Annotated in this window: 20 protein-coding genes and 1 pseudogene; 15 read left to right on the forward strand and 6 right to left on the reverse strand. The window is 70.1% G+C overall.

Annotated elements, in window-relative coordinates; genetic code table 11:
- The first annotated feature begins 48 nt into the window (after nt 1-48).
- Nucleotides 49-969 (forward strand): helix-turn-helix domain-containing protein, encoded by a 921-nt coding sequence (locus ACQ860_RS04105; protein WP_431302138.1) that lies wholly within the window; start codon nt 49-51, stop codon nt 967-969.
- Between the two features lie 67 nt (nt 970-1,036).
- On the opposite strand, the gene ACQ860_RS04110 is transcribed toward ACQ860_RS04105, so the two are convergent.
- Together ACQ860_RS04110 and ACQ860_RS04115 are read right to left on the reverse strand one after the other, a co-directional pair.
- Nucleotides 1,037-2,599, reverse strand: coding sequence for an ABC transporter substrate-binding protein (locus ACQ860_RS04110; protein WP_431302139.1), 1,563 nt, complete (start codon nt 2,597-2,599; stop codon nt 1,037-1,039).
- Between the two features lie 68 nt (nt 2,600-2,667).
- On the reverse strand, nt 2,668-3,654 hold the full coding sequence (locus ACQ860_RS04115) for a Bug family tripartite tricarboxylate transporter substrate binding protein (RefSeq protein WP_431302140.1): 987 nt from the start codon (nt 3,652-3,654) through the stop codon (nt 2,668-2,670).
- Between the two features lie 118 nt (nt 3,655-3,772).
- Between ACQ860_RS04115 and ACQ860_RS04120 the strand changes: the two genes are divergently transcribed.
- From ACQ860_RS04120 to ACQ860_RS04130, 3 genes are read left to right on the forward strand one after another with little or no spacing between them, the layout of a single operon-like run.
- Nucleotides 3,773-4,999, forward strand: coding sequence for an amidohydrolase family protein (locus ACQ860_RS04120; protein ID WP_431302141.1), 1,227 nt, complete (start codon nt 3,773-3,775; stop codon nt 4,997-4,999).
- Entirely contained in the window at nt 4,996-5,430 is a 435-nt protein-coding gene (locus tag ACQ860_RS04125; protein ID WP_431302142.1) for a type II 3-dehydroquinate dehydratase, read from the forward strand. The genes ACQ860_RS04120 and ACQ860_RS04125 overlap by 4 nt, the downstream gene beginning before the upstream one ends.
- Nucleotides 5,418-6,347, forward strand: coding sequence for a 2-hydroxyacid dehydrogenase (locus tag ACQ860_RS04130; RefSeq protein ID WP_431302143.1), 930 nt, complete (start codon nt 5,418-5,420; stop codon nt 6,345-6,347). The genes ACQ860_RS04125 and ACQ860_RS04130 overlap by 13 nt, the downstream gene beginning before the upstream one ends.
- On the opposite strand, the gene ACQ860_RS04135 is transcribed toward ACQ860_RS04130, so the two are convergent.
- Nucleotides 6,320-7,267 carry a LysR family transcriptional regulator gene (locus tag ACQ860_RS04135; protein ID WP_431302144.1) on the reverse strand — a complete coding sequence of 316 codons (948 nt, stop codon included), beginning with the start codon at nt 7,265-7,267 and terminating at the stop codon, nt 6,320-6,322. The genes ACQ860_RS04130 and ACQ860_RS04135 overlap by 28 nt on opposite strands.
- A gap of 91 nt (nt 7,268-7,358) precedes the next feature.
- On the opposite strand from ACQ860_RS04135, the gene ACQ860_RS04140 reads away from it, so the two are divergent.
- From ACQ860_RS04140 to ACQ860_RS04175, 8 genes and pseudogenes are all read left to right on the forward strand, one after another.
- Nucleotides 7,359-8,813, forward strand: a complete 1,455-nt coding sequence (locus ACQ860_RS04140) for a 4-hydroxyphenylacetate 3-hydroxylase family protein (RefSeq protein WP_431302145.1) — start codon at nt 7,359-7,361, stop codon at nt 8,811-8,813.
- Nucleotides 8,813-9,229 (forward strand): RidA family protein, encoded by a 417-nt coding sequence (locus ACQ860_RS04145; protein ID WP_431302146.1) that lies wholly within the window; start codon nt 8,813-8,815, stop codon nt 9,227-9,229. Before ACQ860_RS04140 ends, ACQ860_RS04145 begins: the two co-directional genes overlap by 1 nt.
- An 87-nt stretch (nt 9,230-9,316) precedes the next feature.
- On the forward strand, nt 9,317-10,357 hold the full coding sequence (locus tag ACQ860_RS04150; RefSeq protein ID WP_431302147.1) for an ABC transporter substrate-binding protein: 1,041 nt from the start codon (nt 9,317-9,319) through the stop codon (nt 10,355-10,357).
- A gap of 7 nt (nt 10,358-10,364) precedes the next feature.
- On the forward strand, nt 10,365-11,213 hold the full coding sequence (locus ACQ860_RS04155; protein ID WP_431302148.1) for an ABC transporter permease: 849 nt from the start codon (nt 10,365-10,367) through the stop codon (nt 11,211-11,213).
- Nucleotides 11,210-12,004: an ABC transporter permease gene (locus ACQ860_RS04160; RefSeq protein WP_431302149.1), complete on the forward strand. Its 795-nt coding sequence runs from the start codon at nt 11,210-11,212 to the stop codon at nt 12,002-12,004. The genes ACQ860_RS04155 and ACQ860_RS04160 overlap by 4 nt, the downstream gene beginning before the upstream one ends.
- On the forward strand, nt 11,991-13,064 hold the full coding sequence (locus tag ACQ860_RS04165; RefSeq protein WP_431302150.1) for an ABC transporter ATP-binding protein: 1,074 nt from the start codon (nt 11,991-11,993) through the stop codon (nt 13,062-13,064). Before ACQ860_RS04160 ends, ACQ860_RS04165 begins: the two co-directional genes overlap by 14 nt.
- A gap of 373 nt (nt 13,065-13,437) precedes the next feature.
- Entirely contained in the window at nt 13,438-13,866 is a 429-nt protein-coding gene (locus tag ACQ860_RS04170) for a transposase (RefSeq protein WP_431305721.1), read from the forward strand.
- Nucleotides 13,854-13,943 (forward strand): annotated as a pseudogene (locus tag ACQ860_RS04175) (IS5/IS1182 family transposase); the annotation flags it as partial. The gene ACQ860_RS04170 and the pseudogene ACQ860_RS04175, both read left to right, overlap by 13 nt.
- Here the strand turns inward: ACQ860_RS04175 and ACQ860_RS04180 are convergent.
- Entirely contained in the window at nt 13,934-15,325 is a 1,392-nt protein-coding gene (locus ACQ860_RS04180) for an amidase (protein ID WP_431302151.1), read from the reverse strand. The pseudogene ACQ860_RS04175 and the gene ACQ860_RS04180 sit on opposite strands and share 10 nt — an antisense overlap.
- A gap of 104 nt (nt 15,326-15,429) precedes the next feature.
- Between ACQ860_RS04180 and ACQ860_RS04185 the strand changes: the two genes are divergently transcribed.
- Nucleotides 15,430-16,065, forward strand: a complete 636-nt coding sequence (locus ACQ860_RS04185; RefSeq protein WP_431302152.1) for an isochorismatase family protein — start codon at nt 15,430-15,432, stop codon at nt 16,063-16,065.
- 56 nt (nt 16,066-16,121) lie between these two features.
- Here the strand turns inward: ACQ860_RS04185 and ACQ860_RS04190 are convergent, their stop codons facing one another.
- Both ACQ860_RS04190 and ACQ860_RS04195 read right to left on the reverse strand, forming a co-directional pair.
- Entirely contained in the window at nt 16,122-16,775 is a 654-nt protein-coding gene (locus ACQ860_RS04190) for a DUF1028 domain-containing protein (protein ID WP_431302153.1), read from the reverse strand.
- A gap of 18 nt (nt 16,776-16,793) precedes the next feature.
- On the reverse strand, nt 16,794-19,079 hold the full coding sequence (locus tag ACQ860_RS04195) for a penicillin acylase family protein (RefSeq protein ID WP_431302154.1): 2,286 nt from the start codon (nt 19,077-19,079) through the stop codon (nt 16,794-16,796).
- A gap of 79 nt (nt 19,080-19,158) precedes the next feature.
- Between ACQ860_RS04195 and ACQ860_RS04200 the strand changes: the two genes are divergently transcribed.
- Both ACQ860_RS04200 and ACQ860_RS04205 read left to right on the forward strand, forming a co-directional pair.
- Nucleotides 19,159-20,706: an ABC transporter substrate-binding protein gene (locus tag ACQ860_RS04200; RefSeq protein ID WP_431302155.1), complete on the forward strand. Its 1,548-nt coding sequence runs from the start codon at nt 19,159-19,161 to the stop codon at nt 20,704-20,706.
- Entirely contained in the window at nt 20,703-21,908 is a 1,206-nt protein-coding gene (locus ACQ860_RS04205; RefSeq protein ID WP_431302156.1) for an aminotransferase class III-fold pyridoxal phosphate-dependent enzyme, read from the forward strand. Before ACQ860_RS04200 ends, ACQ860_RS04205 begins: the two co-directional genes overlap by 4 nt.
- The last annotated feature ends 36 nt before the right edge of the window (nt 21,909-21,944 follow it).

The raw sequence follows: 21,944 nt of genomic DNA on the forward strand, positions 1-21,944 counted from the left end.
TGGCGCCCCGGGCCGTAACCAGTCCCGGTTTCGGAACGTAGGCGAGGCATGCGACGCCCCGCCCCATCCGCGCCCGAGGCCAGCCCTGATGCCAGTCGCGGCGCCAGTCTGGCCGATGTCTATGGCCAGGGCTGCTACGCCCGCTTCGTCAGCGCCCACCGGCGGATCGGCATGGCGCCCTTCGCGCTGGTGCGGTTCCGCCAGCCGGCCGGCGCCTTCCCCGACCCGCCGACGGCCGACTACACCCTCGCCATCAATGAGCGCGGGCGCGGACGGATGGAGTTCGACATCGGCGCCGGGCGGCACAGCCTGCCCTTCCGCGCGGGGGACCTGGTGCTGAAGCCGCCCGGCGTCGCCACCCATTTCGCCGTGGACGCGCCGCACCAGAAGAGCTTCCTCTCCCTGCCCGCCCGGCTGCTGCGGGAGCTGGCCGAGGAGGCGGGCTGCACCGCCGATTTCGGCGCGCTGCACGCGGGCAGCTTCCGTTCGCCCGCCATCGCCCGGCTGATGGAGCTGATCTGGGCGGAGGCGGTGGACGAAAATCCGGAAGGCCGGCTGTTCAGCGAGGGGGCCGCGATGGCGCTGGTCGGATTGCTGCTCCGGCTCCGGCGGCCTGCGGTGGCGAGCACGGGCGAGGTGCGGGCGCTGGCGCCGGCGCGGCTCAAGGCCGTACTCGACTGGACCGAGGCGCATCTCGCGGAGTCCTTCGGGATCACGGAGATGGCCGCGGTGGCCTGCCTTTCGTCCTTTCATTTCGGCCGCGCCTTCAAGGCGGCGATGGGCGAGACGCCGCGCGCGTATGTCACGGCGCGGCGGATCGAAAAGGCGTGCGAATACCTGGAGGATCACAGCCTGCCGCTCGCCGAGATCGCGCAGCTCTGCGGCTTCGCCGACCAGTCGCATTTCACCGCGCTGTTCGGCCGGCGGATGGGGATGACGCCGGGCGCCTGGCGCCGTCGCCGGAGTTGAGGCGGCCCAGCGCCGGCCATGAAAAAGGGGGGCCGGAGCCCCCCTTCGCCGGGACGATGTTCCGGCTTCAGCGCCGCATGCGGACGCCGCGCAGCTCCAGGTCTTCGGAGACGCGCATCTGGAAGTCGGCCACCGTCTCGCGCACGCCGAAGACCTGCGGCTCCTGGTGGAGCGGGATCATCGGCACGAGTTCGCGGAAGCGGGCCCAATAGGCGCGTGCCAGTTCCTGGCGGCGGGCCTGGTTGGCCTCGACGCCGATCTCGCCCAGCAGGCGCGCCATCTCGGCATCCTGGAAACCGCCCCAGTTGAAGCTGCCCTCGCCCAGCAGCTCGCGGCCCGGGTTGGTGATGTCGAAATTGCCCGGCGTCCAGCCCAGCAGCCAGAACTGGAACTCCTTGTTCGCGCCGCGCTGGAGGAAGCGGCCGAAGGGCACGGCATCGAGCCGCGCCTGGATGCCGGCCCGCTGCAGCATCGCGACGACGGATTGGCAGATCGCCTCGTCATTCACGTAGCGGTTGTTGGGGCAGCCCAGCGCCACGCGGAAGTTGGTCGCACCCGCCTCGGCCAGCAGGCGGCGCGAGGCCTCGAGGTCGAAGGGGAAGCGCTCATTGGCGGCCGCGTCGAAGCCGCCGACGGCCGGCGCGATGGGCAGGCCCGCCGCCGTGGTGGAGTTGCGGAGGATGACGCGGCGGATCGTGTCCATGTCGATCGCCTGGTACATGGCGCGGCGGACGCGCACGTCGCGCATGTGGTTCGGCGTGCCGGGTGCTTCGAGGCTCTCCGCGCGCGCCACATCCATGGCGAGGTAGATGGTGCGCGCCGTCGGGCCCTGCATCAGGCGGATGCCGGGCGCATTCTGCACGCGCGGGATGTCCTGCAGCGGCACATGGTACATGAGGTCGAGCTCGCGGCTCAGAAGCGCCGCCACGCGGGTCGGCGCGCTGGCCACGGGGCGGAAGACGGCGCGGGTGATGCCGTGCTCCAGCCGCTCGCGATAGTCGGGGTTCGGCACCAGCACCGTGCGCTCATCGGCCAGGCGCTCGACCAGACGGAAGGGGCCGGTGCCGTTGGCGTTGAGCTGGACGAAGCTGTTGGTGGCCCCCGCCTGGCCGGCGCGCGCCACGGCGAAGGCGTTGTTCTGCTCGACCCAGGCGCGGTTCATGATGAAGAACAGCGTGAGGTCCTGGAGCAGGATCGGGTTCGGGCCGCGCGTCTCGAACTCCACCGTGAAGTCGTCGATCGCCCGCGCGCCGGTGATGGAGGCGACGGTATAGGCCATGTCGTTCTGGCGCACGCGCTCCAGGCTGTAGAGCACATCGGCCGCGGTGAAGGGCTGGCCGCCATGGAAGCGCACGCCGCGCACCAGATGGAAGCGCCAGGTGGTGGGCGTCGGCATCTCCCAGCGCTCGGCGAGTGCCGGGCGAAGCGAGCCATCGGCCTCGCGGCGGACCAGCGGCTCATACATGTTGCTCTTCATGGCGTTGGTGACGCCATGGTTGTTGGCATGCGGGTCGAGGCCCAGGATGTCGTTCGCCGTGGCCCAGGTGAAGGTGGTGGCGGAAGCGGGCGAGAGCGAGGCCAGGGCGAGGGCGCCGCCGAGGAGCGCGGCGCGCCACGAGAACTTGCGCATGAGGGTGTTCCTCCCAGGAAATGACGGTGGTGCAACATGCTGGTCAGGCGGGGGCCTGTCCAGCGGGATCAATCCGCCCGGATATTGGCGGCGCGGATCACCTCGCCGAAGACGCGGGATTCGCTGGCCAGCAGGCGCTGCACCTCGGCCGGCGTGGTGGGCGCGGGGATGATGCCCTGCCCCGTCATGCGCTCCACCATGGCGGGCTGGCGCAGCACCTGGCCGGCGACGGCCGAGAGGCGCTCGACGAGGGCGGGCGGCGTGGCCGAGGGGGCCAGCAGGCCGAACCAATTGTCGAAGGCGAAGTCGGGCAGGCCGCTTTCGGCCGCGGTCGGCACGTTGGGCAGCAACGGGCTGCGCGCCTCCGCGAAGACCGTCAGCGCCTTGAGGCGGCCGGCGCGCACATGCTCGGCGATGGTCGGCACGGGGTCGATCAGCAGCGGTATGCGGCCGGCCAGCACCTCGGGGATGGCGGCGGCCGAGCCCCGGAAATGCACGCCCTGCATCTGGGTGTTGGTGCGGCGCTGGAGCAGTTCGCCGATCACATGCAGCAGGCTGCCATTGCCGGCCGTCGCGTAGTTCAGGGCACCCGGCTGGCGACGGGCTTCGGCGATGACACCCTGGAGGTCATTGGCCGGGAAGGAGGGATGCGCCACCAGCGCCACATCGGTGCGGGAGACGCGGGTGATGCCGGTGAGGTCGCGCAGCGGGTCGAAGCTGAGATTGCCGTAGGTGTGCGGGTTGATCGTCACCTGGCCGCAATAGGCCATCAGCAGCGTATAGCCATCGGCGGGCGCGCGGGCCGCCTGCTCGCTGGCGAGGTTGCCGGCGGCCCCCGGACGATTCTCCACCACCACGGGCTGGCCCACCGCCTCGCTCATGCCCTGGGCGAGGGCGCGCGCGGTCACATCGGTCAGGCCGCCGGCGGCGAAGCCCACCAGCATGCGGACGGGCCGGTCGGGGAAGCCTGCCGGAGCTGAGCCCGCCTGGGCAAAGCCACGAGCGGGCAAGGCCAGCAAGGGGGCTGCGAGCAGGGTGGCGCGGCGGGTCGGCATAGAAGCTCTCCAAAAGATGAACGCGCCGTCATGCATCCGATGCGGGGGCGGATGCAAGGGCGTTCCCGCTTCACAGGGGCCCGGGAAGCGTCTTGAGTGAGCGGCCGGAGGGCCCCTGATGATCCTGTTCGAGAATGCGCGCCTGTGGGATGGCTTCGCCGAGGCCTCGCTGCCCGGCATGTCGGTGCTGGTGGAGGGCGAGGTGATCCGCGAGGTGTCGGACCGGCCGATCGCCTCCGCCGCGACGCGGGTGGACCTGAAGGGCCGGACGCTGATGCCCGGGCTGATTGACGCCCATGTGCATGTCGTCGCCTCGCTCGCCAATATCGCGGCCAATGCCATGCTGCCCGATGCCGTCGTCGCCTTCCGCGCCGGCCGGCTGATGCATGAGATGCTGATGCGCGGCTTCACCACGGTGCGGGACCTGGGCGGCGCCACCCTCGGGCTGCGCATGGCCTGGGAGGAAGGGCTGATCACCGGCTCGCGGCTTTCGATCTGCGGCAAGGCGCTCTCGCAGACCGGCGGGCATTGCGACTTCCGGGGCCGCGCCGATACGCGGGATTTCGGCTTCTTCGCGGCGCGCCTGGGTTCGCTCGGGCGCCTCGTGGATGGCGTGGATGAGGTGCGCCGCGCGGCCCGCGAGGAGATCAAGGGCGGCGCCGACTACATCAAGCTCATGGCCAATGGCGGCGTGGCCTCGCCCTCCGATCCCATCGCCTTCTTCGGCTTCTCCGAGAGCGAGCTGCGCGCGGCCGTGGAAGAGGCCGAGATGGCGCAGACCTATGTGGCGGCCCATCTCTACACCGATGCCGCCATCGCGCGGGCCGTGCGCTGCGGCGTGCGGAGCCTGGAGCATTGCAACCTGATCACCGAGGCGACCGCGCGCGAGGCCGCGGCGGCGGGCGCCATCGCCTGCCCCACGCTCGTCACCTACCAGGCGCTGAAGGAGGAAGGGGCGTCGCTCGGCCTCGGGCCGGAGAGTGTCGCGAAGATCGATGACGTGCGCCTCGCGGGTCTGGAATCGCTGGAGCGGATGCACAAGGCCGGGCTGATGATGGCCTTCGGGACCGATCTGCTGGGGCCCATGCATCGGCGCCAGTCGGAGGAATTCCTGATCCGGCGCGAGGTGCTGCCGGCGGCCGAGATCCTGCGCAGCGCCACCAGCCATGCGGCCAAGCTGCTCTGCCAGGAAGGCCGGCTCGGCGTCGTGGCGCCGGGCGCCTTGGCCGATCTGATCGTGGTGGATGGCGACCCGCTGGCCGATCTCGCGGTGCTGACGGAACAGGGGGCGCATCTGCCCGCCATCATGCAGGGCGGGCGCTTCGTGAAGAACCAGCTTGCATGAGGCTGCTCTTCATCAACGGACCGAATGCGAACCTCTACGGGCTCGACCCCTCCGGGACCTATGGGCGCGAGACGTTTGGCGACATCGCGGCGCGCTGCCAGCGCAAGGCGGCGAGCCTGGAGGCGGAGCTGGATTTCCGGCAAAGCCAGGATGAGGGCGAGATCATCACCTGGATCCAGCAGGCGCGGGGCGAGGCGGCGGGGCTGATCATCAACGCGGCCGGGCTCTCCTACACCTCCATCGCCGTGATGGATGCGCTGCTGACCTTCGATGGACCCGTGATCGAGGTGCACATGTCCAACATCCACCGGCGCGAGCCGTTCCGGAACAAGACCTATACGTCCAAGGCGGCGGTGGGCAGCATCTGCGGGCTCGGGCCGCTCGGCTATGAGCTCGCGATCCAGGCGATGGTGGATCTATGCCGCAAGTGATCCCCGTCGCCTTCTACAGCGAGCATGACGACCCCGTGGCCTGGGAGCGCGCTCTGCGCGCGCATCTGCCGGAGCTGGAATTGCGCGTGGATGGGCCGCCCGAGGGCGTGGTGGCCGCACTCGCCTGGAAGCCGCCGACAGGCTTCTTCGCGGGCTTCCGCGACCTGAAGCTGGTGGTGAATCTGGGCGCGGGGGTGGATGCGCTGGTGGCGCGGGATGATTTGCCGCCGCTGCCGATCTCCCGCCTGAACGATCCGGGCATGGTGCAGCTCATGTGCAGCTACGTGACCTATGCCGTCACGCGCTATGCGCGCGATTTTCACCTGTTTGAGCGCGCGCAGCGGGCGGGCGAGTGGCGCTACATCCATCCGCGCGCGTTGCACACGCACCGCGTCTCCGTGCTGGGGCTGGGCGAGCTGGGCGGGGCGGCGGCGGCCGCGCTGGCGGCGATGGGCTATGCGGTGACGGGCTGGGCGCGGACGCCGAAATCCATTCCCGGCGTGCGCTGCCTGCATGGGGAGGCAGGCTTCGCCACCGCGCTGGCGGAGGCCGATACGCTGGTGATGCTGCTGCCGCTGACGCCGGCCACGCGGGGCTTGATCGGCGCCGCCGAACTGGCGCGGATGCCGCGCGGGGCGAACCTGATCAATGTGGCGCGCGGCGCGCTGCTGGATGAGGAGGCGCTGCTGGCAGCGCTGCGGTCAGGCCACATCGCGGAGGCGACGCTGGACGTGTTCCAGCAGAGCCCCCTCCCCGCTGGCCATCCCTTCTGGGCGATGGAGAATGTGCGGATCACGCCGCATCTGGCCTCCATCACCATCCCGGAAGCGGCTGCGGCGGATGTGGCGGAGAGCATCCGCCGCGTGCTGCGCGGCGAGGCGCCGCTGCATCAGGTGGACCCGGCGCGGGGGTATTGAGGGTCGAAGACGCCGCCCTTCTGGAAGGCGGCCTCGATGTAGCGGGCCAGCGCCCGCACGGCAGGGCGGCTCGCGGGGCCTGGTGCTGCGGCGAGCACCAGGCGCACGGCGGGCAGGCCGGCGTCGAGCGGGAGTGACGTGATGCGCGTGCCATCAATGGCGTAGGGGCTTTCGGGCTGCACGTTCTGGATGGTCCAGCCCAGGCCGTTGCCCACCAGGCCGCGCAGCAGCTCCTGGCTGCGGGAACGGAAGGCGATGCGGGGCGTCAGCCCCGCCGCACGAAAGATACCGGCGAAGTAGTCGCGCGAGTGTGGCAGGTCGAGCAGCAGGAAGGGTTCCGCGACAAGATCTGCCAGGCGCACGCGGGCGCCACGCGCCAGGCGATGCCGCGTGGGCAGCACGGCCACCGGGGCGAGCTGGGCGATGGGCGTGACGGTCAGGCCCGGTGGCATCTCGAAATCATAGGTGAGCGCGATCTCGGTGCGGCCGGCCTCCAGGCCCGCCAGCATCTCGTTGTGGTCGCCCTCCTCCACCCGGACCGAGAGGCCCGGAATATCGCGGCCGAGGCCTGCCAGAAGCGCGGGGAGATAGCGCGGCGCCAGCGTCAGGAAGCAGCCCATGGAGACCTCGCCCACGGCCTCGGCGCCGAGCGAAGCGGCGGCATGGACGAAATCCTCGGCGTGGCGCAGCAGCAGCCGGGCCTCGGCCACCACGCGGCTGCCGGCGGGCGTCAGCGTGACACCGCGGGCGTGATGGCGCAGCAGCAGGGCGACGCCCAGTTCGGCCTCCAGCGCCGCCACCGCCTCCGAGATGGAGGGCTGGGAGACGTGCAGCCGCCGTGCCGCGCCGGTGACCGAGCCGGCATCGGCCACCGCGACGAGGTAGCGCAGGGAGCGCAGCGAGAGGCTCGCGATCTGCATCGGATTTCCCTATGCCAAAGCTCGGAACAAGATATTTCCCCGATGCTTCCCTTTCCCGCAAGGTGCGAACCGCATCCAGGGGAGCTTCGCCATGATCCGGACCGGCAACCAATATCGCGAGGGACTGCGCGACGGCCGCGAGGTCTGGATCGATGGGGAGCGGGTGAAGGATGTGACGACGCATCCCGCGCTCAAGCCCATCGTGGACGTGAAGGCGCGCATGTATGACATGGCGCATGAGGAGCGGCACCAGGACACGCTCACCTATGTCGAGAACAACGAGCGGCACAGCGTCTTCCAGCAGCCCCCCACCACGCAGGAGGACTGGCATCGCAAATGGGCCAGCGTGGACCTGCTGATGAAGGATATCGGCGGCGTGGCCACCCGCCTCGGTGACGAGACGGTGGGCGAGATGTGGTCGCTGCAGGATGGCCGCGACGTGCTGGCGCAGATTGATCCGCGCTTCGCCGACAACATTGATCACCACATCCGCCGCGTGGTGGAGAAGGACATCTTCCACGTCTCCGCCAACACCGACCCGAAGGGCGACCGCTCGCTGCCGGTGGATCAGCGCGACCCGGACATGATGATCCGCGTGGTGCGGGAGACGGATGCCGGCATCATCATCCGAGGTGCGAAATTCGAGACGGCCTCGGCCTATGCGGACCAGGCGTATCTGAAGCCGACCGTGGGCGCCTGGACGGATGAGAAGGAGAGCATCCACGCCGTCGGCTGCATCGTGAAGATGGGCGCACCCGGCGTGAAGCACATCTGCCGCGCGCCCTTCGCCACCAAGGGGAACGCGGCCGACATCCCGCTGGCGTCCCGCTTCGATGAGGTGGAGGCGCTCTGCGTCTTCGACGACGTGCTGATCCCGTGGGAGGACGTGTTCTTCTATCGCCACACGGCGGCCGCGCAGCAGGTGCGCGCCACGCTGCATCGCTACAGCGCCTTCCCCTATGTTCTGCGCGTCCTCTACGTGGCCGACATGATGATCGGCGCGGCGATGTGGAACGCGAAGCAGACGGGTCTTGAGAAGCTGCAATCGGTGCAGGAGAAGCTGGCCGACCTCGTCTGCTACCGCGAGGGCATCCGCGCGCATCTCGTCGCCGCCATCGCGACGGCCGAGCGTTCGCCCGCGGGGCTGCTCATGCCCAACCAGTCCATCCTCTATGCGGGGCGCGTGCTGGCCTGCAGCCAATTGCCGGTGATGATGCATGCGGCGCGGGAGCTGATCGGCGGGCAGATCTGCGTGACCCCGGATTCCGTGCAGTTCGAGGGCGGCGCGGGCAACTGGCTGCAGAAGTTCTACACGCTGAACCAGAATTGGGGTGCGGAGGATCGCCGCAAGCTGCTGGCCTTCGCGCGGGACCTGCTGAACAGCGATTATGCAGGCCATCGCCTCGCTTTCGTGCAATTCGCGCAGGCGCCGCACTTCAACCATCTGGCGGCGGTCTACAAGAGCTTCGACTTCTCGGGCCCGCTCGACTTCGTGCGCAACAGCGCGAAGCTCTCCGACCGCGTGATGGGTGGGAAGACGCATTGATGCCGACGCACAGCCGCATCCGCCCCTTCAACACGAAGGACGCCTATCCCGAGCAGTCGCTCGACAATGACGTCTGCATGGCGGTGCGCGCCGGCAACACGGTCTATCTGCGCGGCCAGACCGCGATGGACCTGGACGGCAAGATCGTGGGCATCGGCGACCCCGCCGCCCAGGCCGAGAACGCCATGCGCTGCGCCGAGATCCTGCTCAAGGAGGCAGGCTCGGACCTCAGCCACGTGTGCAAGATCGTGATCTACATCACCGATCGCGCCTATCGCGAGCCGGTCTATCGCGTGATCGGCAAGTGGCTGAAGGGCGTGTTTCCGGTCAGCACCGGCATCATCGTGAACGGGTTGGCCAAGCCCGAATACATGATGGAGATCGACATCATCGCGGAGATTCCCGCCTCCCCGTGACGGGGTGGCGTTGAGACCTGGCCCTGCCGCAGTCGCGCGGCATGGCACTTGCTTAACCCACCTCGCAATCGGAGAAGGAGACGGATCATGGTTCAGGTTTCCCGCCGCCAAGCTGCCCTTTTGGGCACCGGACTGCTTGCGGCCCCCGCCATCGCCAATGCCCAGGCCAACCGCATCTCCGTCTCCGTCTGGGGCGGTTCCTGGCGGGACATGGTGCAGAACATCATCGCGCGGAAATTCACCGCCGATACCGGCGCCACCGTCGAGTTCCAGACCGGCGGCACCATTGATCGCCTGAACCGCGCGCGCCTGGCCCGCGGCAATCCGGAGAGCGATCTGAACTTCACCACCTCGCATATCGGCTGGCTCTACCAGAACGACAATCTCTTCGAGACGCTGGACATGTCGCGCATCCCCAATGCGCGGAACCTGGTGGACCAGGCGCGGATCAGCCCGGGGCATATCGGCACCTGGGCCTATGTCTACACCATCGGCTACCGGCCCGACCTGCTGCCGGGCGTCAGCTTCTCCTCCTGGGCGGATCTCTGGTCGCCCGCCATGGCGAACAAGTTGGCGGCGCCCGATTTCGACCCGTCCCACATCATCGTGGTCTCGGCGATCCTGGAAGGCGGCGATGCGTCCACCTGGGAGCGCGGCCAGGCCCGGCTGCGCGCGCTGCGGCCCAATTTCCGCGCCTTCTACACGAATGACGCGAACAGCCAGCAGCTGATCGCGAGCGGCGAGACGCCGGTGCAGGTCATCCTCTCGATGAACGCGCACCACATGGCGTCCCAGGGCGTGAATGTGCGTCTCGCCATCCCGCGCGAGGGCGCGGTGCTGGGCGTGGACTGCGTCTCGATCATGCGCGGCAGCCGCCGGCAGGAGCTGGCCTACCAGTTCGTCAACACCTGCCTCGATCCGCAGATCCAGGCGGCCATCGCGGCCGACAAGAAGGGCAGCCCGACGGTGACGAACGCGGTGCTGGACCCGGCGGTGGCCGCCCTGCCCGGCGTCTTCACCACGCCCGAGCAGTGGCGCACCCAGGCGCTGATCATTGATCACCGCCTGCGCGCCGAGAAGACGAATGAATGGCGCCGCTGGTTCCAGGAGAACATCATCGCGCGCTGAGCATCGCGTGCGCCGCCCCTTCCTCGGCTGGTTCATCAGCCCCGCCGCGCTGGTCGCGGCGGGCTTCCTGCTCGCCATGGCGGCGGTGCTGCAATACGCCTTCCTGGCCTTCATCCCCGGAGAGCTGCAGCCCGGCGGCTTCACCTTCCAGAACTTCCGGGAGATGATGAAGCCGCTCTATGCGGGCGTCTTCTACGACACGGTGAAGCTGTGCTTCCTGACGGCGGTGCTGGCCCTGCTGGCGGGCTACCCCCTGGCGCTGGCGCTGGTGCGGGCGCGCAACCCCTATCTGAAATCGGCGATCCTGATCGTCTCGGTGACACCGCTCTTCCTGGGCGAGGTGATCCGCACCTATGCCTGGATCATCGTGCTGGGCAATCGCGGCTTCGTGAACGGGACGCTGATGGCGCTGGGCCTGATCGACGCGCCCATCCCCCTGCTCTTCACGCGGCTCGGCGTCGTGGTGGCGCTGGTGCATGTGACGCTGCCGGTGGTGGTGATCATGCTGGCCGCCGCCATCGCGCACATAGATCGCGATCTGGAGCGCGCGGCGGCGGCCCTGGGCGCGAAGCCGCTGCGCGTCTTCTGGACGGTCACGCTGCCGCTCTCCATGCCCGGCATCATCGCGGGGCTCACCACCGGCTTCGCCTGGACCTTCTCGGCCTTCGCGACCCCGCAACTCATCGGCGGGGGCCGCGTGAACATGGTCTCCAACCTCGTCTATTCGCTGGGCTTCTCGTCGTTCAACTTCCCGTTTGCGGCCGCCCTTTCCGTCGCGGGGCTGGTGCTGACGGCGGTGGCGCTGGCCGCCTTCCGGCTGCTGCTGCGACCACTGCACAAGGTGGGGCTCACGTGATCCTGGCCTTCCGCCTCCTCGTGCTGCTGCTGCTGGCCTTCGTGATCATGCCAGCTGCCGTCGCCATCATCGCCGCCTTCGAACCGCGGCCCATCATCGCCTTCCCGCCCCAGGGCTTCTCCTGGCGCTGGTTCGAGCGCGCGCTGAACTATGAGGATTTCCGCATCGGCTTCGCGCATTCGGTCTTCGTCGCCGCCATCGCCTCCACCATCTCGGTCGTCATCGGCTCCATGGCGGCCTATGCGATGGACCGATACAGCTTCCGCGGAAAAGCGACGCTGGAGGCGCTGCTGCTGGCCCCCCTCGCCATCCCGCATTTCACCATCGGCCTCGGCGCGCTGATCCTGGCCGCGCAGATCGGGCAGTCGCGCGGCTGGCCGGTGGTGATCCTCGCGCATGTCGTCCTCGTGCTGCCCTTCGTGCTGCGCAGCCTCTATGTCTCGCTGAAGAACATTGATCCGCGCCTGGAGCAGGCCGCGCTCTCACTGGGCGCGAAGCCGGGGCGCGTGATCTGGACCGTGACGCTGCCAGCCCTGGCGCCGGGCCTCGCGGGAGGTTGGCTGTTTGCCGCCATCCTCTCCTTCAACGAGTTCACCGCCTCGCTCTTCGTCACCTCGCAGCGCACGCAGACGCTGCCGGTCGCGATGTACAATTACGTCCGCGAATATGCCGACCCCTCCATGGCGGCGATCTCGGCGCTCTACATCCTGCTGACGACCATCCTGCTCGTCATCGCCAACCGCTTCCTTGGCCTTGGCCGCATCCTGGGGACCGAAGATGGCCGCCAATGACGCACTCCGCCTCGAAGGCGTCACCAAGCGCTTCGGCGCCGTCACCGCGCTGCATGAGGCCTGGCTGAAGGTCCAGGATGGCGAGTTCATCACGCTGCTGGGCCCTTCCGGCTGCGGCAAGACGACGCTGCTCAACCTCATCGCGGGCTTCCTGGAGGCCGATGCGGGCGAGATCTTCATCGGGGCCAAGCTGGTGACGACGCTGCCGGTCTGGGAGCGTGACCTCGGCATGGTGTTCCAGTCCTACGCGCTCTTCCCGCACATGGATGTGGCGCGCAATGTGGGCTACGGGCTGCGCGCGCGCGGGGTGCCGAAGTCGGAGGAGGCATCGCGTGTCGCCGAGGCGCTGGGCCTGGTGCGCCTCTCCGCCATGGCGAGCCGCCGGCCGAAGCAGCTCTCGGGCGGGCAGCAGCAGCGCGTGGCACTCGCCCGCGCGCTGGTCATCCGCCCCCGGCTCCTGCTGCTGGACGAGCCCTTCTCGGCACTCGACCGCAACCTCCGCACCGAGATGCAGCTCGAGCTGAAGGAGATCCAGCGGCGGCTCGGTGTCACCACCATCTTCGTCACACACGATCAGGGCGAGGCCATGTCCATGTCCGACCGTGTCGCCGTGATGTCGGAGGGGCGCATCCTGCAGCTCGACACGCCCGAGGTGATCTATGGGCGGCCGGCGCATCCTTTCGTCGCCGGCTTCATCGGCGATGCGACGGTGCTGCCGGGGCGGCTTCTCGCGCGCGACGGCGCGCAAGCGCGGGTGGAGGCGGCCGGGCTTGCCTTCACCGTGCCGGCGGAAACGCTCGGGGATGCGGCGCCGGGGGCTGCCGTCTCGGTCTATCTCAGGCCCGAGGATCTGCACCCGATCGAGACGGGCGAAGGGCTGGAGGGCACCGTCCTCAGCCGCGCCTATCTGGGCGACCGGGCGGAGCTGGTGGTGGAATGCGGCAGCGCGGGGCGGCTCATGCTGCGCCTGCCGGGCCAGGCGGCCATGGCGCGCTGGCCGGTGGGCGCCACGCTGCGCGTGGGCTTCGGCGGCGCGCGGCCGGTGGCCTTCGCCGCCTGAAGCGTGATCAACAGAGATTGATCCCGCTTCAGCCTTTGCTGAGAGGCTGATTCAGCGTTTCGGCGATTCCGCCTCAACGCATCACGCTCTACGTTGGACACTTATCTACCACAGGATTGTGGCGGCGAGTGTGACGACGGCGAGGTAGTTTCGAGCTGTCTTTCGAGCGGTTGCGCGCGGCGGAACTCTTGAGCTTGGAGAAGCAACACTCGATCAGTGGCTTGCTGGGTGCTTTCGATGGGTATTTGGGCGCGAGCGGGTTATTGGGGATGACGGCCACGCGCCCTTGCCGCGTGGCTTGCCACGTCCATCGTGGCGGCATTGCCATGACGACCTCGCGGCAGCCTCGATCGCCTGCCTGCGGCATCGCCGCTTGCCACCGTCAGGCAAACCTCGGGACGCCGCCCCGCCCAGTGGATCTTGGTGCTCAGACCCCGCGGGGCGCCGGGCCTGTCTTCGACCCCTTTGCCCGCGCTCTGTGGCCCCCCGGGCACGTCGGGTGGACGACCGGCGTGTGCTCAGCGGGATCGTGCACATGCTCAAGCATGGCGGCCGCTGGCAGGATTGCCCTCGGATCTATGGCCCGCCCACCACGATCTACAATCGCTATCACCGCTGGTCGCAGCGCGGCATCTGGACGCAGATGCTGACCGCGCTGGTACAGGCGACGCCAGGTGGTCTGCAGTTGATCGACAGCACGACAGCCAAGGCACAGCGCGCGGCGGCGGGCGGAAAAGGGGGGCCGAGTTCCAGGCCATTGGCCGCTCCCGCGGCGGTCGCGGGACCAAGATCCACCTCGTAACCGATGGCACGGGCCGCGTTCTCACCTTCGTCGTGACGCCCGGCCAGATGGGCGACATGCGCCCCGCTCACGACCTACTCGCCCGCCTGCCCCCGTCAGCCAAGCTCCTGGCCGACGCGGCCTTGACAGCAACGGCCTGCGTGCGTTTCTCGCCGGCGGGGCCCTGCGGTCTCCCCCAAAGATCCAGCTGCGTCGCCACCACGGAGAACAGGAAGCCGGCCAGCCGCGCATCCGCGCCCGGCGCCGCGCCAAGCAGCGCGCCCACCGGCAACCCGCCATCCAGCCCCGCGCGCAGCGTGGCGATGGGGCCACCCAGCGCCGTCATGGGGATGACGAAGGAGGGGTCGCCCGTCGTGCCATCGGCGGGCGCCACATCGGGTGCCGCGGGCAGCAGCAACAGGTCGGTCTGGCCGAAGCCGGCCCAGAAGGCGGCGCGGGCCTGGGCCAGCTCACGCAGCGCCGCGTGATAGGCGGCGTCGGGGATGGCGAGCCCGGCATCAATGTCGGCGGCGAGGCGTGGCGAGACCTGGTGGCGCGGCAGCGTCGCATAGGTGCGCCCGGCCTCGGCCAGCAGCACCTGGCGATGCGTGGCCATGATGCCCTCCAGCGGCACGGGGGACCGGGCGGTGGCGAGCGGCAACCCCGCCCCTTCCAGCCGCTGCGCGAGTTCGGCCACGCGCGCCGCCGTGCCTGGCCGGGCGAGGCGCGTGATCATCGCATCCTCCAGCACCACGATGCGCGGCGGGATGAAGGGCGGGTTGCGCAATGCCAGATGATCCGCCGCATAGCCGGCGGCGAGGAAGGCCGCGTCCTGCGCCGTCTGGCCGAAGGCGCCCAGCGTGTCGAAGGACGGGGCGAGCGGGACGATGCCGACACCGCCGATGGAGAGCGTCGAGGGCTTGAAGGCGCCGGTGCCGGTATAGGCGGCCGGGCGGTTCACCGAGCCCGCGGTCTGCGTGCCGAGTGCGAGCGGCACGGCACCCGAAGCGACGGCGGCGCCCGAGCCGGCGGAGGAACCGCCTGGGGTGCGCGTCAGGTCCCAGGGGTTTCGCGTGGGCGGCGCGGGCGAGAAATAGGCGTATTCGGTGGTGTGGACCTTGCCGAGGATCACGGCGCCCGCGGCGCGCAGATGGGCCACGGCCGTGGCATCGGCGGTGGCGGGTGCGATCTCGGCGCGGGAGGGACTGAAGGCGCGCGTGGGCAGGCCGCGCACGTCGATCACATCCTTCACGGCCACGGGAATGCCGTGCAGCGGGCCGCGCTTCACGGGTTCCTTGTCCAGCGCGCGGGCCTGGATCAACGCCTCGCCGGCCAGCACGTCGAGCCAGGCCTGGACCGCGCCATCCACCTCGGCGATGCGGCCGAGGCAGCGGCGCACCAGCGCCTCGGAAGTCAGGGCGCCGCTGGCGATGGCGGCGGAGAGGTCGCGGATGCGACCGGGATCACGGACATGGCTCATGGCGTAAGCCTCTCACGCTCCGCGCCTGCGGTGAAGATCATGCGCGCCCCTGGATTTTCACGCGCATTGTGCGAGGCTGCGCCTTCCATGCGGAGGGCTTGGCGATGACCAGTGATGTCTTCGAGGAACGCGGCTATGGCGCGCTGCCCATCGGCTTCGGCGAGAAGCCGGGCCTGGTCGTCGTGGATTTCCAGACGGGCTTCACCGACCCCGCCTTCCCCATGGGCGGCGCGCCGATGGTGGACCGCGCCGTGGGCAACACCGCGCGGCTGATGCGCGCGGCCAAGGCGGCGGGGGTGCCGGTCATCGCATGCGTCGTCGCCTTCGATGGCCCCAAGGGGGCGCCACGCTGGAAGGTGGCGCCGGTTCATGACCTGCTGGCCGGCACGCCCGCCACCGCGCTCGATCCGCGCATCGCGGCGGAGGAGCCGGATGTGGTGCTGACCAAGACGGCCCCTTCCATCTTCTTCGGCACGGCGGCGGGCGCGATCCTGACGCGGGAGCGGGTGGATACGGTGATCGTCACGGGCTGCATCACCTCGGGCTGTGTGCGGGCCAGCGTGATCGATGCCTTCTCCCTCGGCTTCCGCGTGCAGGTGCCGGAGGATTGCGTGGGGGATCATGACCAGGCCGCGCATGACCAGAATTTGAAGGATGTCGGCCGCCGCTATGCCGACATCACGACGGCGGATGAGATGATCGCGGCGATTGACGCCTGGCGGCAGCGCAACAGCCGCTAAGCTTCGCTGAGAGACCGACTCACGCCTTTGGTGATGCCACCAAAGGCGATCAGGCCCTAAAAGCCCGGCGCGGAATCCGCATCCAGGGCGCGCGCGACGTAGGCGGCCTGCTGCGGGGCGTAGCGCGTCCAGAGGCGGCGAAGCTCGGCCACCGGCTCCTCGTGCCAATCCACGCGGAGGTCCACGACGGGCCAGTCGTAGCGGTCGGCCACCAGCATGCCGCCGCCGCGCTCATCATCGAATTCGCCGCCGGCTTCGAGGCCGGCTTCGAGGGCCTGCATCAGGCGCTCGGCCAGCGGTGCGCCCTCGCTCGCGGTGAAGGCATCCACCATGGCTTGCGGCACGCCGGTGTTGTCCAGCAGGTTGCCCATGGAGACGCAGTCGCGCCCCACGGCGACGGCGTGCTCGGGCATGGCCTTGGCGCCGGAGAACCAGGCAATGCCGCCCATGCGGTCCACCACCGCGACCTGGCGATGCTCCACGCCGCGGGTGGATTTGAGCAGATTCTCCAGCACCGCCTGGGCGCCGAGGCCCTGGCGCAGCAACGTCAGACCCTGCGGGCCGAGCGCGGGGTCGGAGAGGTTCTGCGTGGCGACGGCACCGAGCGGGCCCGCCCAGGCGCAGCGCGCCGCGGTGGCGATGGAGGAGGAGGTGACGATGGTGCCGAAGGCCCCCGTCACGGCGCAGCGCGCGGTCAGCGAATAGGTCATACGTCACGCTATCCGGAATCAGGCGGGCTGGAGAAGCTGCGTTTGCGTGGCTTCGATGCCCTCCCAGGCGTAGCGCATGGGCGTCATTTGGGCATTGGCCCATCTTGTGTGCTGGTCGGCGTAGTGCGGGCTGCCGGGATGGCCGGAGGCGCCGAGGAAGACGGACCAGCGGCTGTTCTCCCAGGCGCCCACGTCGAAGGCGTAGCGCGAGAGGGCGCCGTATTGCGCGCGCGGGCCCAAGGGGGCGATCAGGCCATTGGCGAAGACCGTGTCGCCATCGCCGCCGATGGGTTGGGAGGGCGGGTCGAGCACCGGCGCGGCCTCGGGGAAGAGCGCGGAGAGCGGGTGGGTGAAGCGCGGGCGATGCGCCTCGCCCCAGGGCTGGGTGGGGAGGTCGGCGGCGGTTTCGGTGAGCGCCTCGCGCAGCAGGCTGTTCCAGTCGGCGCCGTTGAGCAGGCTGGCGTCATCCGCGCGCAGCAGGGCGGGCAGCGCCCACCAGAGCTGGGTGAGCGGGGCGACGCCGGGTGCAGGGGCCAGCCAGGGATGGCCGGCCAGCGCGCCAAGGCCGCTGGCCTGCGCGAAGCGGCGGGTCAGAGCCAGGCGGAAGGCGATGTAGCGCGCGGCGGCGACGGAGCCTGCGTCCATCCGTGCATCCCACGCCGTGAGTTCGGCGCGCAGGGCTTCGGCCGCGCCCTCGCAGCGGAGGGTGGCGAGGCGCGCGATGAGGTCACGGGCGGGCTGGGACTGCACATCGGCGTGGATCGTCGCGGCCCCCTCGGGGCTGCGCAGCGACGCCTGCTGCAGCAGGGTCAGGACGCGGCGAGCGCGGTAGGGCGGGTGGCAATCGGTCAGCAGGTAGTCGGGGTGCTCCTCGGCCACGATGCGGTTGTTGGCGGTGACGATGAGGCCGCCCTCGGGGTCGTGCAGCGCGGGCATGTCCTCATGCGCGATCCAGCCCTGCCACTCGTGATCGCCGCTCCAGCCGGGCACGGGCAGCCAGCCATTCTCGGGCCCGCGCCGGGGGATGCGCGCGCGCAGCAGCCAGCCGATGCCGTGATGCGTGTCGGCGGCGACGAGGTTGTGATCAATCAGGCCCCAGCCGCGCGTGGATTCAAACAGAGCCGGCACGCTCTCGGCGCGGAGCATGCGGGGGAGGCAGTCGAAGGAGAGGTCGGTCTCGGCGAATTGGACGGATTTCAGCGTGAGGGCATGGCCCTTCAGCGGGTCCCCGGCGATGACGGGGCCGTGGCGGGTTTCCAGCACCTCGATCGCGCGCGGGGCTTGGCCGCGGATGGCGATGGTCTCGCGGCGGCGGCGGACGGGCTCCCATGCGTCCTGGAAGAGGGCGTGCCGGGCGCCCGCGTCGAAGCGCTCGACATAGACGTCATGGATGTCGGCGAAGCCGTGGGTCACGCACCAGGCGACCTTCCCGTTCTGCGCGAAATGCGGGAAGCCGGGAACACCGGGGACGGTGAGGCCGATCACGTCGAATTCGGGGCAGGCGAGATGGCCCTGCGCGTACATGTTCGGCAGTTCGAAGACACGGTGCGGGTCGCCCGCGAGCACGGGGCGGCCGGTGGTGCTGCGCGCGGCGGAGACCGCCCAGTTGTTGCTGCCGCCGCCCGTCGCGTCGGGGGCCGCGGCCTCCATCAGGGCGGCGACGGCGGGGGCGAGGTCGGTCAGCGCCGCGCGCCAGCGCTGCGTCTCCGCGCCATGCGGCAGGAGCAGCAGGTCCGCGCCGCCATCATCGTAGCGCAGGCTGGTGACGGCCTCGCCCGCCACCGGGAGCGCCGCCGCGCGCCAGAGCTTGAACCAGACCGAGCCCATGAGCAGGCCCAGGCGGCGCATGACCGCGATGGTGTGCCAACCCTCCCAGGGCTCGGGCGTGGCGTCGAGGAGCTGGTATTCGATCGCCGGCGGTGCCTCGCTCGCGATGAAGGCGTTCACGCCGGCGGCATAGGCCTCGATCATCGCGCGGGCGTCTTCGCCCAGGGCGGCGGCGTCGCGCTGGCTGACGCCCGCCACGTCGAGCTGGCGGGCCAGGGCATCGGCCGCGAAGGCCCCTGCCCCGAGCCATTCGGCGCTGCGGCCCAGCGCGCGGCGGCGGTTCAGCTCCATCTGGAAGAGGCGATCCTGAGCGTGGCAGAAACCCTGGGCGAAGAAGGCGTCCCGCACATTCCCCGCGCGGATATGCGCGATGCCGAGGCCGTCGCGCCGCACTTCCACCGGCGCGGCCAGCCCCGCGATGCGCAGTGTGCCATCCAGTTGCGGCAGCGCCGCCCGCGCCATGTCAGCGTAATCCATGCCTTCCCCCTGACGGCGCTGGACGCGCCGCGCGGGAAGCAAATACCCTTCCGGCGGAAACGAACAGGGAGAGGTGGCGATGAACATCACGCGGCGCGCGGGGCTGGCGGGCCTCGCCCTTCCCTTCCTCGCGCCATCGGCGCGGGCGGCGGGGACGCTGAACCTGGTGCTGGAGAGCGAGGTGGTGATCCTCGACCCGCATGCCACCACGGCGGCCATCACGCGCACCTTCGCCACACACGTCTTCGACACGCTCTACGCCATGGATGGCCAGGGCATGATCCGCCCGCAGATGGTGGAGGCGCATGAGACCAGCGCCGATGGCCTCACCTGGAATTTCCGGCTGCGGGAAGGGCTGAAGTTCCACGACGGCGCGCCGGTCACCTCGGCCGATGTCGTCGCCAGCCTGGAGCGCTGGGCCCCGCGCGACAGCCTGGGCCGCATGCTCTGGGCCGCCAAGGCCGAGCTGGTGGCGACCGATCCGCGCAGCTTCCGCCTCACGCTCTCCCGCCCCTTCCCGCTCGTGCTGGATGTGCTGGGCAAGCCCAACGCGCCGCTGCCCGTCATCCTCCCCGCGCGGCTGGCCGCCGTGCCGGTGGAACAACGCATCCGCGAGATCATCGGCAGCGGGCCCTTCCGCTTCCGCGCCGCCGACTGGCGTCCCGGCAATGTGATGGTGCTGGAGCGCTTCGCCGACTACGTGCCCCGCGCCGAGCCCGCGGATTTCCTGGCCGGCGGCAAGCGCGTGCATCTGGACGCCATCAACCTCCGCGTCATGCCCGACCAGGCGACCGGCGCCAGCGCGCTGATCGCGGGGGAGGTGGATTACATGCAGTACCTGCCCTTCGACCTGCTGGGGCGCCTCGAGCGCGCGCGGGGCGTGCGGATGCTGGGCCTGGGCGGCATCCATCAGTTCCAGGGGAATTTCCGCATCAACCATGCGGCCGCGCCGATGGATGACCCCGCCGTGCGCCGCGTGCTCTGGCGCTGCGTGGACCAGGCGAGCATCCTGACCGCCATCGGCATCCCGCCGCAGTTCCGCGCCCCGCCCTGCCCATCCTTCTTCCTCTGCGACGCGCCGCTGTCGAGTGCGGGCGGCGCGGCCCAGGCCGCCTTCGACCCGGCCGAGGCGCGGCGCATGCTGGCGGCGAGCAGCTATCGCGGCCAGCCGCTCGCCTTCCTCACCACCGCGGGCGGCATCAGCCAGACGGCGGCGCAGGTGATGATCCAGTCCATGCAACAGGCCGGCTTCAACGTGACCGAGCAGGTGATGGACTGGGGCACGCTGCTGGCCCGCCGCGCGCGGCGCGACGGATGGCACCTCTTCGCCGTCTACGCGAACGGGACGGACATGTTCTCGCCGCTCACCAATTTCTACGTCTCCAACACCTGCGCCGATTTCCCGGGCTGGGATTGCGACCGCGAGGTGCAGCGGCTGCTCGGCGAATTCGCGCTGGCGACGGATGGCGCGCAACGGCGGCGGATCGCGGCGGAAATCCAGACGGCGTCCGTGGCGCATGTGCCGAGCGTGATCTGGGGCCAGTTCACCATCCCCGCCGGCTATCGCGAGCGCGTGCGGGACCTGCCGCGCGCCGCCTATCCGATGTTCTGGGAGGCGCGGATTTGAGCCTCGACGCGCAACTCCGCGCGCGGGCCGCGCGCGTCATCCCCGGCGGCATGTGGGGGCACTTGAACGCCGCCAGGCTGCCCGAGGGCTATCCGCAATTCTTCGCCCGTGGCGAGGGCGGGCATGTCTGGGACGTGGACGGAAACCGCTATGTGGACCTCATGTGCAGCTGGGGGCCCATCGTGCTCGGCCATCACGACCCGGTGGTGGAGGCGCACGCGCGGCGCCAGGCGGAGCTGGGCGATTGCCTGAACGGGCCCGGCCCGGTGCTGGTGGAACTGGCCGAACGCCTGGTGGAGCGCATCCCCGCCGCCGATTGGGCGATGTTCATGAAGAACGGCACGGATGCCACCACCGCCTGCGTCACTATCGCCCGCGCGGCGACGGGGCGCGGGACGATCCTGGTGGCAAAGGGCTCCTATCACGGGGCGGCGCCCTGGTGCACGCCGGTGCCGGTGGGCACGCGGCCGGAGGACCGGGCGAACCAGCGCCGCTTCGACTATAATGACGTGGCGAGCCTGGAAGCGGCCGCCGACGCGGCGGGCGGTGACCTCGCCGGCATCATCGTCACCGGCTTCCGGCATGACAATGTGGTGGACCAGGAGCTGCCCTCCCTCGCCTTCGCCCAGGCCGCGCGGCGGATCTGCGATGCGAAGGGCGCGGCGCTGATCGTGGATGATGTGCGCGCGGGCTTCCGGCTGCATCCCGGCGGCTCCTGGGAGGGGCTGGGGGTGCGGCCCGATCTTTCGGCCTGGAGCAAGGCCATCGCCAATGGGCATGCGCTGGCCGCCATCACCGGGCGGGATTCGCTGCGGGAGGCGGCGGCAAGCGTCTTCGTCACCGGCTCCTTCTGGTGTTCGGCCGTCTCCATGGCTGCCGCCGTCGCCACGCTGGCGGAGCTGGAGCGGCGGGATGTGGTGGGGCATCTGGAGCGGCTGGGGACCCTGCTGCGGGAGGGGCTGGCCGAGCGGGCGCGGGGGTTCAATGTGGGCCTCCGGCAATCCGGCCCGGTCTCCATGCCGCTGTTTCTCTTCGAGGGCGATGAGGAGTTCCGCCTGGGGCGGGCGTTCTGCGCGGCCGCGCTCAAGGCCGGCGCCTATCTCCACCCGCGGCACAACATGTTCCTCTGCGCCGCGCATACCGAGGCCGATATCGCCCTGGTGCTGGACGCGGCCGAGGCCGGATTCCGCGCCATCGCGTGACATCCGGGGCGGTTTGGGGCAATCCATCGACGGGCC

Origin of the sequence: Sediminicoccus sp. BL-A-41-H5 (assembly GCF_050632405.1) — a bacterium.
Classification (GTDB): domain Bacteria; phylum Pseudomonadota; class Alphaproteobacteria; order Acetobacterales; family Acetobacteraceae; genus Roseococcus.

Coding starts and splice junctions, on each gene's coding strand:
- ACQ860_RS04150 (WP_431302147.1), top strand. CDS start 9,317: ATGGTTCAGGTTTCCCGCCGCCAAGCTGCCCTTTTGGGCACCGGACTG.
- ACQ860_RS04105 (WP_431302138.1), top strand. CDS start 49: ATGCGACGCCCCGCCCCATCCGCGCCCGAGGCCAGCCCTGATGCCAGT.
- ACQ860_RS04125 (WP_431302142.1), top strand. CDS start 4,996: ATGAGGCTGCTCTTCATCAACGGACCGAATGCGAACCTCTACGGGCTC.
- ACQ860_RS04180 (WP_431302151.1), bottom strand. CDS start 15,325: ATGAGCCATGTCCGTGATCCCGGTCGCATCCGCGACCTCTCCGCCGCC.
- ACQ860_RS04110 (WP_431302139.1), bottom strand. CDS start 2,599: ATGCGCAAGTTCTCGTGGCGCGCCGCGCTCCTCGGCGGCGCCCTCGCC.
- ACQ860_RS04195 (WP_431302154.1), bottom strand. CDS start 19,079: ATGGATTACGCTGACATGGCGCGGGCGGCGCTGCCGCAACTGGATGGC.
- ACQ860_RS04140 (WP_431302145.1), top strand. CDS start 7,359: ATGATCCGGACCGGCAACCAATATCGCGAGGGACTGCGCGACGGCCGC.
- ACQ860_RS04185 (WP_431302152.1), top strand. CDS start 15,430: ATGACCAGTGATGTCTTCGAGGAACGCGGCTATGGCGCGCTGCCCATC.
- ACQ860_RS04200 (WP_431302155.1), top strand. CDS start 19,159: ATGAACATCACGCGGCGCGCGGGGCTGGCGGGCCTCGCCCTTCCCTTC.
- ACQ860_RS04130 (WP_431302143.1), top strand. CDS start 5,418: ATGCCGCAAGTGATCCCCGTCGCCTTCTACAGCGAGCATGACGACCCC.
- ACQ860_RS04145 (WP_431302146.1), top strand. CDS start 8,813: ATGCCGACGCACAGCCGCATCCGCCCCTTCAACACGAAGGACGCCTAT.
- ACQ860_RS04135 (WP_431302144.1), bottom strand. CDS start 7,267: ATGCAGATCGCGAGCCTCTCGCTGCGCTCCCTGCGCTACCTCGTCGCG.
- ACQ860_RS04115 (WP_431302140.1), bottom strand. CDS start 3,654: ATGCCGACCCGCCGCGCCACCCTGCTCGCAGCCCCCTTGCTGGCCTTG.
- ACQ860_RS04190 (WP_431302153.1), bottom strand. CDS start 16,775: ATGACCTATTCGCTGACCGCGCGCTGCGCCGTGACGGGGGCCTTCGGC.
- ACQ860_RS04165 (WP_431302150.1), top strand. CDS start 11,991: ATGGCCGCCAATGACGCACTCCGCCTCGAAGGCGTCACCAAGCGCTTC.
- ACQ860_RS04120 (WP_431302141.1), top strand. CDS start 3,773: ATGATCCTGTTCGAGAATGCGCGCCTGTGGGATGGCTTCGCCGAGGCC.